Source organism: Enterococcus sp. DIV0546 (genome assembly GCF_051712785.1).
In the GTDB taxonomy this organism is placed as follows: Bacteria; Bacillota; Bacilli; order Lactobacillales; family Enterococcaceae; genus Enterococcus; species Enterococcus faecalis.
The window spans coordinates 140,579-155,123 of the sequence record NZ_JBIOPO010000001.1; the positions used below are offsets into that span (position 1 = coordinate 140,579).

Below are 14,545 nucleotides of genomic sequence, written 5' to 3' on the forward strand. Positions count from 1 at the left end.
GCTGCCAAGGAAACCCTTTATGATGTTTGGATTTTTAACTAAATAGTTGAGGTTCTTCAACTACTTAGTTAAGGGTCAAAATTACCCTCTAAAGTATTGCCAATATAATTTTGTTAGGAAGTGAATAGACCTTGTCTCAAGAAGAAAACGTAATTGAGATGCGTAAAATCACCAAAGAATTTGGGACGTTCAAAGCCAACGACCAAATTGATTTACAAGTAAAACCTGGTGAAATCCACGCACTGCTAGGTGAAAATGGTGCAGGCAAGTCGACCTTGATGAATATCTTATCAGGGCTATTGGAACCGACCTCAGGTGAGATTTATATGAATGGCGAAAAAGTCAACATTACAAGTCCTACTGCAGCCAATCGTTTAGGAATCGGAATGGTCCATCAGCATTTTATGTTAGTTGAAGCCTTTACTGTGACTGAAAATATTATCTTAGGTAGTGAACCTACCCATGGCGGTATTTTAGACCGGAAAAAAGCGAAAAAAGAGATTGAAGAAGTGTCTAAGCAATACGGGTTGGATGTAAATCCCAATGCCTATATTCGCGATATTTCTGTGGGTATGCAACAACGGGTTGAAATTTTAAAGACCTTATATCGTGGTGCGAACGTTTTAATTTTTGACGAACCAACCGCAGTATTAACGCCACAAGAAATTGATGAATTAATGATTATTTTGAAAGAACTAACCGATGAAGGCAAATCGATCATTTTAATTACACATAAGTTAGATGAAATTAAAAAAGTGGCGGACCGTTGTACGGTTATTCGCCGGGGGCAAAGTATTGGCACCGTCAATGTGAAAGACGTTTCTTCGCAACAGTTAGCCGATATGATGGTGGGTCGTTCTGTTTCCTTCAAAACAGAGAAAAAACCAGCGCAACCGAAAGAAACAATTTTATCAATTAAAGATTTAGTAGTGAAAGAAAGCCGCGGCTTAGATGCAGTGAAAAATCTTAGCTTAGATGTCCGAGCAGGGGAAGTTGTTGGGATTGCGGGGATTGATGGCAATGGACAAACAGAATTAATCCAAGCCTTAGCAGGATTAACCAAAGTCGAAAACGGGTCCATTCATTTGAATGAAAAAGAGATTACTAATCGCAAACCTCGGGAAATTACGGAAATGGGTGTCGCCCACGTTCCTGAAGACCGACATAAATATGGCTTGGTATTAGAGATGACATTGGCTGAAAATATTGGCCTACAAACGTATTACCAAAAACCATACAGTTCAACAGGTATTTTAAACTATCGAATGATTAACAAACACGCCCGTGAATTAATTGAAGAATATGATGTACGGACTCCTAATGAACTAGTACCAGCTCGGGCGCTTTCAGGTGGGAATCAGCAAAAAGCGATTATTGCCCGAGAAGTGGACCGCGATCCAGATTTGTTGATTGTTTCTCAACCAACACGCGGTTTAGATGTCGGAGCTATTGAATACATTCATCGTCGACTAATTGAACAAAGAGATAAAAATAAAGCTGTTTTATTAGTAAGTTTTGAATTAGACGAAATTTTAAACGTTTCTGATCGTATCGCTGTTATTCATGCGGGGGAAATCGTCGGAATTGTTGATCCGAAAGAAACGACAGAAAATGAATTGGGCTTGTTAATGGCTGGCTACTCATTGGAAGAAGCCCGTGCTGAGTTATCAAAAGTAGAGGCAGGTGAAACTGTTGAATAATCGTTCTGAAAAAATAAGAAATATTTTAGTCCCTGTGTTATCTGTTATTATGGGTTTCCTCTTAGGGGCAATTATTATGGTTATCTTTGGCTATGACCCAGTGGCTGGGTATCAAGCGATGTTTGAAACAGCTTTCCAAGGAAAGAAAAGTATTGGTGAGATTTTTGTCACCGCAGCACCGTTGATTTTTACCGCTTTAGGATTCTCGGTGGCAAATTCGGCTGGATTCTTTAATATCGGGCTTTCTGGACAAGCCTTATGTGGTTGGGTGGCTAGTATTTGGGTCGCTTTATCCATGCCTGATGCACCCCGGATGATTGCGTTGCCGGTGGCGATTATTGTTGGGGCGGTTGCAGGAGCTTTAGCAGCAGCCATTCCAGGTTTCTTGCGTGCCTATTTTGGGACGAGTGAAGTTATTGTTACGATTATGTTGAATTATATTTTATTGTACACAGGAAATCATATTGCTAATAATGTCATGAAACCAAGTATTATGGCGAATAAAGGAATTACCAAAATGATTGGTGCGAATGCATCATTACGCTCACCGTTTTTAACAAGTATCAGTGATGGCTCTCGTTTGAACATCGGCATTTTCTTGGCCTTCATTTTCCTTATTCTTGTGTGGTTCTTGATGAAAAAAACAACGCTTGGTTTTGAAATTCGGTCGGTGGGGTTAAATCCATTTGCTTCTGAATATGCTGGAATGAGCAGCAAGCGAACGATTATTTTATCCATGATGATTTCAGGAACGCTGGCTGGTTTAGGTGGTGCGGTCCAAGGATTGGGGACTTTCCAAAACTTCTTTATTCAAAACACATCGTTGAGCATTGGGTTCGATGGTATGGCCGTGTCTCTATTAGGAGCAGGTAGCTCAATCGGGATTTTACTTTCCGCATTACTGTTTGGAATGTTAAAACTTGGTGGACAAGGAATGCCGTTGATAGCTGGTGTACCAACCGAATTAGTTGATGTTGTTATTGCAGCAATTATTTTCTTTGTGGGAATTAGTTATTTAATTCGTTTCTTGTTAGCAAAAGCGTCTGGTAGTAAAAAAGAAGTAGCGATTGTAGAAACAATTGAAGCGGCGCCAGACAAAAACAATCAAGAGGGGGGAGACATCTAATGGATTTAGCAACAATTTCCTCAATCATCACGCAAACATTAGTGTATGCAACTCCGCTCATCTTGACAGCATTAGGCGGAACGTTCTCAGAACGAAGTGGTGTGGTTAACGTTGGCTTGGAAGGTATTATGGTAATGGGCGCTTTCAGTTCGGTCGTTTTTAACTTGACGTTTGCTGATACATTTGGCGCGGCGACACCATGGATTGCTTGTTTAGTAGGAGGCGTTGTCGGGATTGTCTTTTCTCTCTTACATGCCGTTGCAACTATTAACTTACGAGCAGATCATATTATCAGTGGTACTGTCATTAACTTGATGGCACCGGCGCTAGGGGTTTTCCTAGTAAAAGTTATTTATCAAAAAGGACAAACAGATATGATTACACAATCATTTGGTTATTTTTCTTTCCCAGGATTGTCAAAAATTCCAGTGATTGGTGAACTATTCTTTGCAAAAACCTCTTTGCCAGCTTTCGTAGCAATTTTGATTGCGATTTTAGCTTGGTTTGTCATTTATAAAACACGTTTTGGCTTACGGTTACGTTCTGTGGGAGAACATCCACAAGCGGCAGATACATTGGGAATCAATGTCTATTTAATGCGTTATTCTGGCGTCTTGCTATCCGGCTTCTTAGGCGGTATGGGCGGAGCTGTCTTTGCTCAAAGTATTGCGGGTCGTTTTGGGATTACCACAATTGCAGGACAAGGGTTTATTTCAATGGCCGCAATGATCTTTGGTAAATGGAATCCACTTGGGGCAATGGGCGCAGCCTTATTCTTTGGCTTTGCACAAAACTTAAGTATTGCTGGGGAAAACTTACCAATTATTTCAGAAATTCCAAAAGTTTATCTACAAGCAGCGCCATACGTATTGACCATTTTAGTCCTAGTTGTGTTCTTCGGAAAATCATCGGGACCAAAAGCGAACGGGAAAAATTACGTCAAAACGAAATAAGAAAAGAAATAGGCCCTCCGTCAAAGCGACGGGGGCCATTTCTTTTCTTAGGATAATCAGTTGAACACAAGCGACATTAGGCACTGCTTCACTGCAAAAAAGCGAGTTGATAAAGATAACTTTACTTTTTTCTTTTGGCTGTTTTTTACAATTCGAAGGAAGTGTCGAAATTTTGAAAAAAACCAAACAGGTCTAGCAGCTTTTTTTCAAAAATCGTTGGTTTTTCTGCTATACTTTTGTTTGTAGTAAGCATAGGAAAAGTGGAGGACGTTCAATGAATAAAACACGTGTAGAAGCATTTAGTGATGCAGTCATTGCCATCATCATGACCATCATGATTTTAGAAATTAAGACTCCTCAAGTGGGTGTTTTGGCAGGTTTGATAGAAAATATCTCATATTTTTTATCGTTTATTGTCAGTTTTATTTTTATCTGTATCGCATGGTACAATCATCATTACATAATGTCCGTAACTCATTGGTTTTCTAAAAAAGCGTTTTGGGCAAATAATTTTTGGTTATTCTCCATGGCCTTCATTCCGGTAGCAACTGCTTGGGTGAGTGAATTTTGGTGGATGCGGGCACCCGTTTATTTTTATCTTGTTGTGTATACGGTTTGGGATTTTGCTTACTTCTTGCTAACAAGGATCATTTATGAAGACAATGCAGTGAAAGATCCACAGGGTGCAGCTAAGTTAAGAAAATCGAAATCTTATAGTAAGGCAACAAAAATCATTCATCTTTGTCTTTTCGCAATCGGATATATCGGCATTTATTTTTATCCGCCCATTGGCATTGGTGTGATTTTATCAGAAGCGGTTATCTGGTATTTAAATGTGCCAAAAGAGGGAGACCGCTTGGAGTGTTAAAAGTTTCGATTGTATAAAGAGTCGTGTTCTTTTTAAAGAGCAGGCTATTCGAAAAAAACAATAAAAAAGTTTCCTAATTACGGTGGGAGACTTTTTTTCTTTCCGTTTTTAAGCCCTGCTAAAATCGAAGGAATCATTGAAAATTTTAATGCTCTTTCAGGCAATAATAGCGGATTCATGGTATAATTGAAGAGCTGAGAATAAATAGATTATTCTGTTTGATTCTCGAGACTATTTAAAAGGCTAGCGTAAAATAATTGTCATTCTTGACGTATTTACGACCTTAGAGGAGGAAGCAAGTGTGTTTAAACGTGTTCATTTAATCGTACTAGATTCAGTCGGTATTGGTGAAGCACCAGATGCTGAAAAATTTGGAGATGTCGGCAGTGATACACTGGGTCATATTGCCAAAGAAGCGGGACTAACCATTCCTCATTTAGAAAAACTTGGATTGGGAACTATTGCTCCTTTAACAGGTGTCAAAGCAGTGGCAGACCACGATGGCTATGCCACCAAATTAGAAGAAATTTCTGTTGGAAAAGATACTATGACCGGTCACTGGGAAATTATGGGCTTGAACATCAAAAAACCTTTTCGAGTATTCCCAAACGGCTTTCCTGAAGAATTACTGAAACAAATTGAAGATTTTTCTGGGCGAAAAGTTGTTTGTAACAAACCATATAGCGGGACAGCAGTCATTGATGATTACGGCGAACATCAAATGAAAACTGGGGATCTAATCGTTTATACTTCAGCAGACCCTGTTTTACAAATTGCGGCGCATGAAGACATTATTCCATTAGAAGAATTGTATAAAATTTGTCAATATGTTCGTGACATTACGAAAGACGAACCTTATATGATTGGTCGGATTATCGCTCGCCCGTATGTTGGTGAACCAGGTAATTTCACTCGAACCAGTAACCGTCATGACTATGCTCTAGATCCTTTTGGCCATACTGTTTTAGATTCGTTGAAAGAAAACGGCAATGATGTGATCGCTGTTGGGAAAATTAACGACATCTTTAATGGACAAGGAATTACTGAAGCTATCCGCACGAAGAGCAATATGGATGGGGTGGATCAATTATTAACGGTCATGAACAAAGATTTTACAGGTTTAAGTTTTACTAACTTAGTGGATTTCGATGCGCTGTATGGCCACCGTCGTGATGTGAAGGGCTATGCAAAAGCCATCGAAGATTTTGATGGTCGTTTGCCAGAGATTATGGCAGCTATGGCCGAAGATGATTTGCTTTTAATTACAGCAGATCACGGGAATGACCCAACTTTCCCAGGAACAGACCATACACGTGAATATGTGCCTTTATTGGCTTATAGTAAAAAAATGACAAAACAAGGCAGCTTGCCACAAGGATTTTATTCAGATATTTCAGCAACGATTGCTGAAAACTTTGAAGTTCCTGCAACGGAAAACGGTCAAAGCTTTTTAAATCAATTACAATAATTCGAGGAGGCAACACATGACAACGTTAACGAACCATTTAAACGAAACAACTGAGTTTTTGAAAGAAAAAGGGGTGCAACAAGCAGACTTCGGTCTAATCTTAGGTTCTGGGTTAGGTGAATTAGCTAATGAAATAACCGATGCGATTGCTATTCCTTTCTCTGAAATTCCCCATTTTTCTGTTTCAACAGTCGTTGGACATGCTGGACAATTAGTTTACGGAACGCTTTCTGGAAAAAAAGTTTTGGCGATGCAAGGACGTTTTCATTATTATGAAGGACATTCGATGCAAACGGTCACTTATCCCGTTCGTGTGATGGCTGCTTTAGGCATTCATTCAATGATTGTAACCAACGCAGCTGGTGGCGTAAATGAAACATATACACCGGGGAATTTGATGTTAATCAATGACCACATTAATTTTACAGGCGATAATCCGTTAATTGGTGAAAATGATGAAGAAATCGGGCCGCGTTTTCCAGATATGAGTCATGCTTACACGCAAGAATATCGGGAAGTGGCAAAAAAAGTGGCTGCGGAACAAAATATTGATTTAAAAGAAGGCGTGTATATGGGCTTTTCTGGCCCGACATATGAAACGCCTGCAGAAATTCGGATGTCACGGACGATGGGTGCGGATGCAGTTGGCATGTCAACTGTTTCGGAGGTCATTGTAGCTGTGCATAGTGGCATGAAAGTACTAGGCATCTCTTGTATTACGAATTTAGCAGCTGGTATGCAAAGTAGTTTAAATCATGCAGAAGTAGTTGAAACAACTGAACGCGTTAAAGGACAATTCAAAGAGTTAGTGAAAGCAACACTAGCAGCTTTATAAAAAAGGAGTAAACCAGAATGAGTGTGCATATCGAAGCAAAACCAGGTGAAATTGCCGATAAAATTTTACTACCAGGGGATCCCCTCCGAGCAAAATATATTGCGGAAACTTTTTTGGAGAATCCTGTCTGCTATAATCAAGTTCGTGGGATGTTAGGTTACACAGGAACATATAAGGGACAGCGTGTTTCGGTCCAAGGAACAGGGATGGGGATGCCTTCAGCAGGTATTTATGCCCATGAGTTAATTAACTCTTATGATGTGAAGAAGTTGATTCGTGTTGGTACGTGTGGTTCTATTTCAGAAAAAGTCAACGTTCGTGAATTAGTTATCGCACAAGCAGCAGCGACGCCTTCTTCCGCGATTCGCAATGATTTTGCTAAATATGATTTTCCACAAATTGCGAGCTTTGATCTTTTACTCAAATCTTACGAAATTGCTAAAGCAAAAGGCTTTACTACCCATGTTGGTAACGTATTGTCGGATGATGTTTTTTACAAAGATAGCTTAGATGATGTCTTTCGTTTAGGTCGATACGGGGTATTAGCGATTGAAATGGAAGCGGCAATGTTATATTATTTAGCAGCAAAATTTGATGTAGAAGCATTGGCGATTATGACGGTGAGTGATAGCTTGGTGACAGGCGAAGAAACAACGGCAGAAGAACGCCAAACGACGTTTAATGAAATGATTGAAGTTGGTTTAGAAACGGCAATTGCTAATTAAAAAAATGCTTGGATGATTATTTTCATCCAAGCATTTTTTTTAATTTAAGAGCGCTTTTTTTACATCTTCAACAATTTGGGTATTCGCAATAGGTCCGTTGTATAACCAACTACTTTTTTTATCATAGGTATGAACTTGGTTGTTTTTCACAGCAGGTAAGTTCTTCCAAATTGCTTCTTGGAAAAGGGGTGCTGATTCATCACTGTTTACAAGGAAAATATGGTCTGCGTCAAGCTCAGCTAATTTTTCTAAAGAAACTTGATTCCAATCCGCAGTAGCATTTTTAGAAATTTCTTCCACTAATTTTGGAACTTGGAGGCCTAAGTCCTGATAGAGCACGGTTCCGCTTGAGCGATTATCGCTAACCATAAAGACTTGGTTGTTGGTTACCCATAAGACTGCCGCAGATTTGCCAGCATCTTTTTTGCCAAGGTCTTCTTGGACGCCTTTGGTTAAGGTATCATAATCTTCTAACACTTTTTTCGCTTGTTCTTTTTTATCTAAAACAGTGGCAATATCTTCCAATTGATCACGCCAGGTGACATTTTCGCCGTTTTTGACTACATAAGTTGGCGCAATTTTACTGTATTCTTTGTATTTACCACCTTCAACTAGAGCAGATGAACTGATTAATAATAAGTCAGGTTCAAATTTTAGAACCGCTTCATATGGCAAGTCATAGGAAATAGTGGGGACATCTTTCAATTCTTTCGCTAAATAATCTTGAATGCTGCCTTGTCCAACTGTCCATTGTGCCACTGGTTTTTCTCCTAGTGCAACTAGATAATCTTCTAAATAACTCGCAATAATCCGTTTGGGTTTCGCGGGGACGGTTACTTTATTGCCTAAGGTATCTGTTACTTCATGTGTTTTGTCAGCGTTGTTGGCTTCTTTATTCGTATTACCACAAGCTGCGAGTAAGAATGAACCAAGAAGAAGGGTGGTACCAATTAGGACCGTCTTTTTTAAAAGTTTCATTGTGTAACTCCTTTATTTTTAGTTGATAACGATTCTCATTATCAGTTAAAAACGACCGTTTGTCAATCATCGCTTGCTTTTTTGAGCAAATAAGTTGCATTTTTTAGATAATTCGTTTTTTTGATTGGAAGAAACATTGCTTTTTAAGGAAGGGTCTTTTATAATCAAGGAACAATGAGTGAGAACGATTCTCAATAAATGTAAAATAACGACAGAAAAATTAAAGAGGAATGGTTATGAATTATTTAGAGGCAGAGGACTTAACTACAGGATATGGTCGTCAAGTGATTAGTGAAGCGCTGAACTGTTCATTTGAAGCGGGAACTATTACAAGTATTATTGGACCAAATGGTTGTGGCAAATCGACCTTGTTAAAAACACTTGCGCGTATTTTGCCAGCTGAGAAAGGCAAGGTGTTCATTAAGAACCAAGAACTTCAACATTTTTCTTCAAAAGAAGTAGCGCAAGAACTAGCGATTTTATCACAAACGCCAGAAAATACAATCGATTTATCTGTTTTTGACCTCGTCTCTTTCGGGCGATATCCTTATCAATCGGGCTGGAAAAGTGTCACCACAGAAGATCAAGAGTACATACAATGGGCATTAGAATTAACAGGCTTAACTGAGTTAGCTAGAGAGTCTGTGGCAATTTTATCAGGTGGACAACGTCAACGGGTTTGGATTGCTATGGCGCTAGTGCAGGATACAGATATTTTAATTTTAGATGAACCGACCACCTATTTGGATCCAGCGCATCAGCTAGAAATTTTAAATGTGTTAAAACGAATTAATCAAGAACATCAGAAAACTATCGTGATGACGATTCATGATATTAATTTAGCTTCTCGTTTTTCTGATCGCGTGATTGCGATGAAAGAGGGAAAGATTATCAATGAGGGAACACCGCAAGAAGTGATTACTGTTACTGGCTTAGCAGATGTTTTCGCTATTCAAGCAGAAATTAGTTATCATAGTCAGACACAGCGGCCACTAGTGCTTTCTTATGAGTTGATGGAAATGGAGCTGGATGGATGAAAGGCATAAGCGGATTTTATAGACACCAATGGCAAGTGTTACTTGTCTGTCTTTTTTTGCTAATTGGGACAATGCTTCTGTCATTGATGTTTGGTGCGACGTCGGTTTCGATTCAAACGATTATTGATTCATTTACGCACTTCGATGCGACTAATCAAGCGCATCAAGTCATCCAAACGGTTCGGTTGCCGCGGATTTTAGGCGCCGCTTTTGTGGGAGCAAGTTTAGCGGTGAGTGGGGCGTTAGCGCAAGGGATTACACAAAATCCATTGGCAGATTCTGGCTTGCTGGGTATCAATGCTGGGGCTGGCTTGGGCTTAGCGCTTGTTTTTGCTTTCCTCCCTCAGGCGAGTTATTGGTGGCTTTTAGTTGTTTCTTTTCTTGGTGCCGGCGTGAGTGTGGCACTGATTTATTATCTTTCTAATCATTCAATTCGAGGAGCAAGCCCCATGCGTCTGACCTTAGTGGGAGCTGGTATTAGTGCCCTTTTTTTATCATTTAGTCAATTCTTAGCCATTCAGTTCAATTTGAGTCAAGAGTTAACGTTTTGGTTTCTTGGCGGTGTCAGCGTTATTTCTTGGGCACAATTAAAAATAGTCGTTCCTATCTTTCTGGGCGCATTTGCATTAGCAGTTCTGATTAGTCCGTCAGTGACTATTTTACGGTTTGGCGATGATGCAACAATTGGTTTAGGGCGAAATCCGCAGCGTATTCGGTTGTTTGCCAGTATAACGATTTTGCTTTTATCAGGATTGTCTGTGGCGCTGGTTGGCTCGGTCAGTTTTGTTGGTTTGGTGGTGCCTCATGTGATGCGAACAGTTTCTGGAGAAAATTACCGTCGCTTGATTCCGTTCTCGGCGTTAGGCGGTGCGCTCCTCGTTTTGGTGGCAGATTTAATCGCTCGAATGGTGAATCCGCCTTTTGAAACACCATTTGGGATTATCACGGCCTTAATTGGCATCCCATTCTTTCTTTATTTATTTCGTAAAGGAGGGCAACTAGGATGACACAGAAAAAAGTGTCCCGTTGGGTGTCTATCTTAATAGTTGGGATTATCCTAACTGCTTGTATCAGTTTAACGCAAGGGGAATTATCTGTTTCCTTCATGGATTTGAAAGCCCTTCTTTTGGGACAGGGAAGTCAGGCCAAACAACTGTTAGTTTGGGATTTTCGGTTACCACGGATTGTGCTAGCGGTCCTTGCGGGCGCAGCTTTAGGCTTAAGCGGCGCTATTCTTCAAGGGATTACTCGGAATCCGTTGGCAGATACTGGGATTTTAGGCATTAATGCGGGTGCGGGTTTGGCAGTGATTTTGTTTATTAGTTTTATTGAAACGACAAGTATCACGACGTTTGCACTTCCGCTCGTGGCCTTAGTTGGCGGCTTGCTAGCGGCTGTTGGGATTTTGGTAATTGCGTATCATCATCGTTTAGGATTGACGCCAGTTCGAATGGTCTTAGCGGGTGTCATTTTGAGTACGGGTATTTCAGCACTCACCTTATTAATTACATCAAAAATTGACACTGAAAAGTACCGTTTTGTTACAATGTGGCAAGCAGGCAGTATCTGGGGCAGTAATTGGTTCTTTGTGGGCGCTTTGTTGCCTTGGCTAGTCATTGGGTTCTTTTTTGCGATGAAGCGTCATCGTCTGTTGGATATTTTACAATTGGGGGACGAAACAGCTATTTCTGTAGGTATTGCTGTGAAAAAAGAACGAATCGTTTCGTTGCTGTTAGCGGTGATGTTGGCGGCATCAGCGATTTCCGTTACAGGGGGAATTAATTTTTTAGGTTTACTTGCGCCACATATTGCTCGCAAATGTGGTTTTACGCAACAAAAACAGGTATTGCCATTGGCGGCGTTGTTTGGGAGTTTACTTTTATTGTTTAGTGATACGATTGGTCGGCTATTGCCTGGCAATGGAGAAATGCCTGCAGGGATTATTGTTGCGATCATCGGTGCGCCTTATTTTCTTTATTTGTTAATCAAAACAAGCGATTCGTTATAAAAAAGAATCAAAAGCTGGGTCAATCGGTCGTTGTGAAAGCAACTGTCATTTGCTCGGCTTTTTTATTGGCGGATTTTTGAAAAAATAGTATGATAAATGCGTAAGAGCATTGAATGGAGGATGAAAGAATGGAAAACTTTAATTTTTATGTACCAACAGACATCCGTTTTGGGAAAGATCGTTTAGACGAATTACCTGCTGTGTTAGATCAATTTGGCAAAAATGTCTTACTTGTTTATGGTGGCGGTAGTATCAAACGTAATGGCTTGTACCAACAAATTACTGATTTGGCCCAAAAAAACGGGCATACACTGATTGAGTTGAGCGGTGTCGAACCAAACCCGCGCATTGAAACCGTTAGAAAAGGAATTGAGTTGTGTAAAGAAAACCAAGTCGATGTTATTTTAGCAGTTGGCGGTGGTTCAACCATTGATTGTTCCAAAGCAATAGCTGCGGGCTTTTATTCGGAAGAAGATATCTGGACAGTTATTGCAGCCAGAAAAGGGTATACTGGTCCTGCTTTACCAATCGTGACCATCTTGACTTTAGCAGCAACAGGTAGTGAAATGAACGCAGGTGCTGTCATTTCTAACTTAGAAACCAATCAAAAATTAGGCTTTGGTGGTCCGAATATGATTCCAAAAGTTTCGTTCTTGGATCCAACGAATACTTTTACGGTTCCTCAAAATCAAACAGCAGCTGGCTCAGCGGATATTTTCAGTCATTTGATTGAAAACTATTTTAGTATTTCGACAGGCACGGACGTCCAAGATTTTGTGTCAGAAGGCTTAATGCGAACGGTTATCAAAAATTGTCCTATTGCTTTAGAAAATCCAGAAGATTATGATGCACGTGCTAATTTAATGTGGGCAAGCAGTTTAGCCTTAAATGGGTTAACAGGGCGCGGCAAACAAGGTGTTTGGTCTTGTCACCCAATGGAACATGAATTAAGTGCGTTTTATGACATTACGCATGGGATTGGCTTAGCAATTTTAACGCCTCGTTGGATGAATTACGTTTTGTCTGAACAAACCGTAGGCAAATTTGCACAGTTTGCTCGAAATGTTTGGGGAATAGTCGAACAAGAGGAGGAAGTAGCAGCGAAAAAAGGTATTCAAGCATTGTATGATTACTTTGTGGCTTGTGGCATTCCAATGACATTACCAGAAGTTGGCATCGAAGCAGATAAATTTGAAGAAATGGCACAACAAGCTGTGGCCCATAGTGCAATTGCCGAAAAGGCTTATGTACCATTGGATGTAGCGGACATAGTAGCGATTTATAAAGATTGTTTAACCGAAAGTCAATTTATTTAATCCATAAAAAAGCGGTTTGCCTTGGCAAACCGCTTTTGTTAATAAGAAACAAGTTCTTATAAGTAGTATTTTTCTTTCACAGTTAAATCATCGTTTAATTCATAAACTAATGGTTTACCTGTTGGGATTTCAAGATCCATAATATCTTCATCAGAAATGCCTTCGATGTGTTTAGCTAAAGCACGTAATGAATTACCATGAGCCGCTACTAAGACAGTTTTGTTGTCTTTTAAAGCTGGCGCAATTTCATCTTGCCAGAATGGTAATGCACGTTCCAAAGTAACTTTCAAGTTTTCGCCACCAGGAATATCGCGTTGGTCTAACATTGCATAACGACGGTCGTTTGCTGCAGAACCTTCATCTGTTGCTTCCATTAATGGAGGAAGAGTATCGTAAGAACGACGCCAGATGTGGACTTGTTCGTCTCCGTATTTTTCAGCAGTTTCTTTTTTGTTTAGTCCTTGTAATTTACCATAGTGACGTTCGTTTAAGCGCCAAGATTTGATTTGAGGTACCCATAATTGATCTGAGTATTCTAGTAAATAGTTACAAGTTTTGATGGCACGAGTTAAAACAGAAGTATAAGCAACGTCGAATTCGATGCCTGCTTCTTTAATTTTACGGCCGCCTTCTTTTGCTTCTTCAACACCTTCAGGTGCTAAATCTACGTCAGCCCATCCAGTAAATTGGTTTAAGGCATTCCATTCGCTAAGTCCATGACGAGAAAAAACTAATTTTGGCATGTATAAGCTCTCCTTTGAGTTTAGTTTTCTGAAAATAAGATTTCCACGTTTATTGTACACCGTTTTGCGCAAGATTTCCAATGGAAAATAGTAAAAAAACGTGAAAGTTGCTGAAAAATTAGAGTGAAATCGAATCAAAAAAGAAGCCCCATCTGAAGGACTTCTTTTTTATTCTTAGGAATACAGCCGCTCGACATCTGTCTCAGGTAAATTGATGTACTTATAACAAGTGCCCACCGAAACGCCGCATTTATTAGAAATAAATTGGATGGTTTCTTTGTTTTCATAATATAATGCACGGATTTTGCGGACGGTACGTCCATCAATTTTTGGACGTCCACCTACTTTTCCGTTTTCACGAGCTTTGTGGAGCCCGACGAGTGTTCGTTCTTTAATTAGTGCACATTCCATCGCGGATAAGCTCTCCATTAATTGGAAATAGGCTTCACCTGTTGGAAGGTGAGTATCAATTCCTTCTGAAATGCTGACAAAATCAACTTGTTTTTCCTTTAACATTTTCATAAAGTCTGTTAATTGGCGGGTTGTTTTACCTAAATGGTGCAATTTACAAACAATAAGTGTATCCCCAGCAGAAAGAAGTTTTTCGACTTCGTCTAAGACACTGATCTCCGCTTGAGGATCAAATGTCTCTTGGAAAATATCATCACAACCAAACGATTGGAGAGTGGTTAGTTGATTTTTTAAATCGTCTTCAATAATAGTTGTGCGTGCATAACCAATTCGTTTCATATATTATCCTTCCTATATAAATAATCTTTTTTCACACA

General features: G+C 39.8%; 14 protein-coding genes. 11 read left to right on the forward strand and 3 right to left on the reverse strand.

Annotated elements, in window-relative coordinates; translation table 11 throughout:
• The first annotated feature begins 131 nt into the window (after nucleotides 1-131).
• The 7 genes from IGJ24_RS00615 to deoD all read left to right on the forward strand — a co-directional run bounded on the left by IGJ24_RS00615 (nucleotide 132) and on the right by deoD (nucleotide 7,675).
• Nucleotides 132-1,700 (forward strand): ABC transporter ATP-binding protein, encoded by a 1,569-nt coding sequence (locus IGJ24_RS00615; protein WP_002381361.1) that lies wholly within the window; start codon nucleotides 132-134, stop codon nucleotides 1,698-1,700.
• Complete coding sequence (locus IGJ24_RS00620; protein ID WP_002356171.1) at nucleotides 1,693-2,826, forward strand: ABC transporter permease; 1,134 nt, start codon at nucleotides 1,693-1,695, stop codon at nucleotides 2,824-2,826. The genes IGJ24_RS00615 and IGJ24_RS00620 overlap by 8 nt, the downstream gene beginning before the upstream one ends.
• Nucleotides 2,826-3,779, forward strand: a complete 954-nt coding sequence (locus tag IGJ24_RS00625; protein ID WP_002356172.1) for an ABC transporter permease — start codon at nucleotides 2,826-2,828, stop codon at nucleotides 3,777-3,779. The genes IGJ24_RS00620 and IGJ24_RS00625 overlap by 1 nt, the downstream gene beginning before the upstream one ends.
• Before the next feature lie 274 nt (nucleotides 3,780-4,053).
• Nucleotides 4,054-4,647 (forward strand): TMEM175 family protein, encoded by a 594-nt coding sequence (locus IGJ24_RS00630; protein ID WP_289865774.1) that lies wholly within the window; start codon nucleotides 4,054-4,056, stop codon nucleotides 4,645-4,647.
• A 301-nt stretch (nucleotides 4,648-4,948) separates the two neighbouring features.
• Nucleotides 4,949-6,115 carry a phosphopentomutase gene (gene deoB / locus IGJ24_RS00635; RefSeq protein ID WP_002356179.1) on the forward strand — a complete coding sequence of 389 codons (1,167 nt, stop codon included), beginning with the start codon at nucleotides 4,949-4,951 and terminating at the stop codon, nucleotides 6,113-6,115.
• Between the two features lie 16 nt (nucleotides 6,116-6,131).
• Nucleotides 6,132-6,950, forward strand: a complete 819-nt coding sequence (locus IGJ24_RS00640; protein WP_002356180.1) for a purine-nucleoside phosphorylase — start codon at nucleotides 6,132-6,134, stop codon at nucleotides 6,948-6,950.
• A gap of 17 nt (nucleotides 6,951-6,967) precedes the next feature.
• Complete coding sequence (deoD, locus tag IGJ24_RS00645; protein WP_016632949.1) at nucleotides 6,968-7,675, forward strand: purine-nucleoside phosphorylase; 708 nt, start codon at nucleotides 6,968-6,970, stop codon at nucleotides 7,673-7,675.
• 39 nt (nucleotides 7,676-7,714) lie between these two features.
• On the opposite strand, the gene IGJ24_RS00650 is transcribed toward deoD, so the two are convergent.
• Nucleotides 7,715-8,653, reverse strand: a complete 939-nt coding sequence (locus IGJ24_RS00650; RefSeq protein WP_002361532.1) for an iron-hydroxamate ABC transporter substrate-binding protein — start codon at nucleotides 8,651-8,653, stop codon at nucleotides 7,715-7,717.
• A gap of 230 nt (nucleotides 8,654-8,883) precedes the next feature.
• Here IGJ24_RS00650 and IGJ24_RS00655 point away from each other — a divergent pair, with 230 nt between their 5' ends.
• The 4 genes from IGJ24_RS00655 to IGJ24_RS00670 all read left to right on the forward strand — a co-directional run bounded on the left by IGJ24_RS00655 (nucleotide 8,884) and on the right by IGJ24_RS00670 (nucleotide 13,014).
• The gene (locus IGJ24_RS00655) at nucleotides 8,884-9,690 is read left to right on the forward strand and encodes an ABC transporter ATP-binding protein (protein WP_002356183.1); all 807 of its coding nucleotides are present in this window, start codon (nucleotides 8,884-8,886) and stop codon (nucleotides 9,688-9,690) included.
• Nucleotides 9,687-10,697 (forward strand): FecCD family ABC transporter permease, encoded by a 1,011-nt coding sequence (locus IGJ24_RS00660; RefSeq protein WP_010821279.1) that lies wholly within the window; start codon nucleotides 9,687-9,689, stop codon nucleotides 10,695-10,697. The genes IGJ24_RS00655 and IGJ24_RS00660 overlap by 4 nt, the downstream gene beginning before the upstream one ends.
• Entirely contained in the window at nucleotides 10,694-11,698 is a 1,005-nt protein-coding gene (locus tag IGJ24_RS00665; RefSeq protein ID WP_129194135.1) for a FecCD family ABC transporter permease, read from the forward strand. The genes IGJ24_RS00660 and IGJ24_RS00665 overlap by 4 nt, the downstream gene beginning before the upstream one ends.
• Nucleotides 11,699-11,811: 113 nt before the next feature.
• Entirely contained in the window at nucleotides 11,812-13,014 is a 1,203-nt protein-coding gene (locus IGJ24_RS00670; protein WP_002386357.1) for an iron-containing alcohol dehydrogenase, read from the forward strand.
• A gap of 56 nt (nucleotides 13,015-13,070) precedes the next feature.
• Here the strand turns inward: IGJ24_RS00670 and gpmA are convergent, their stop codons facing one another.
• The gene (gene gpmA / locus IGJ24_RS00675; RefSeq protein WP_002359343.1) at nucleotides 13,071-13,757 is read right to left on the reverse strand and encodes a 2,3-diphosphoglycerate-dependent phosphoglycerate mutase; all 687 of its coding nucleotides are present in this window, start codon (nucleotides 13,755-13,757) and stop codon (nucleotides 13,071-13,073) included.
• A gap of 174 nt (nucleotides 13,758-13,931) precedes the next feature.
• Entirely contained in the window at nucleotides 13,932-14,507 is a 576-nt protein-coding gene (locus tag IGJ24_RS00680) for a recombinase family protein (protein ID WP_002356188.1), read from the reverse strand.
• Nucleotides 14,508-14,545: the final 38 nt, after the last annotated feature.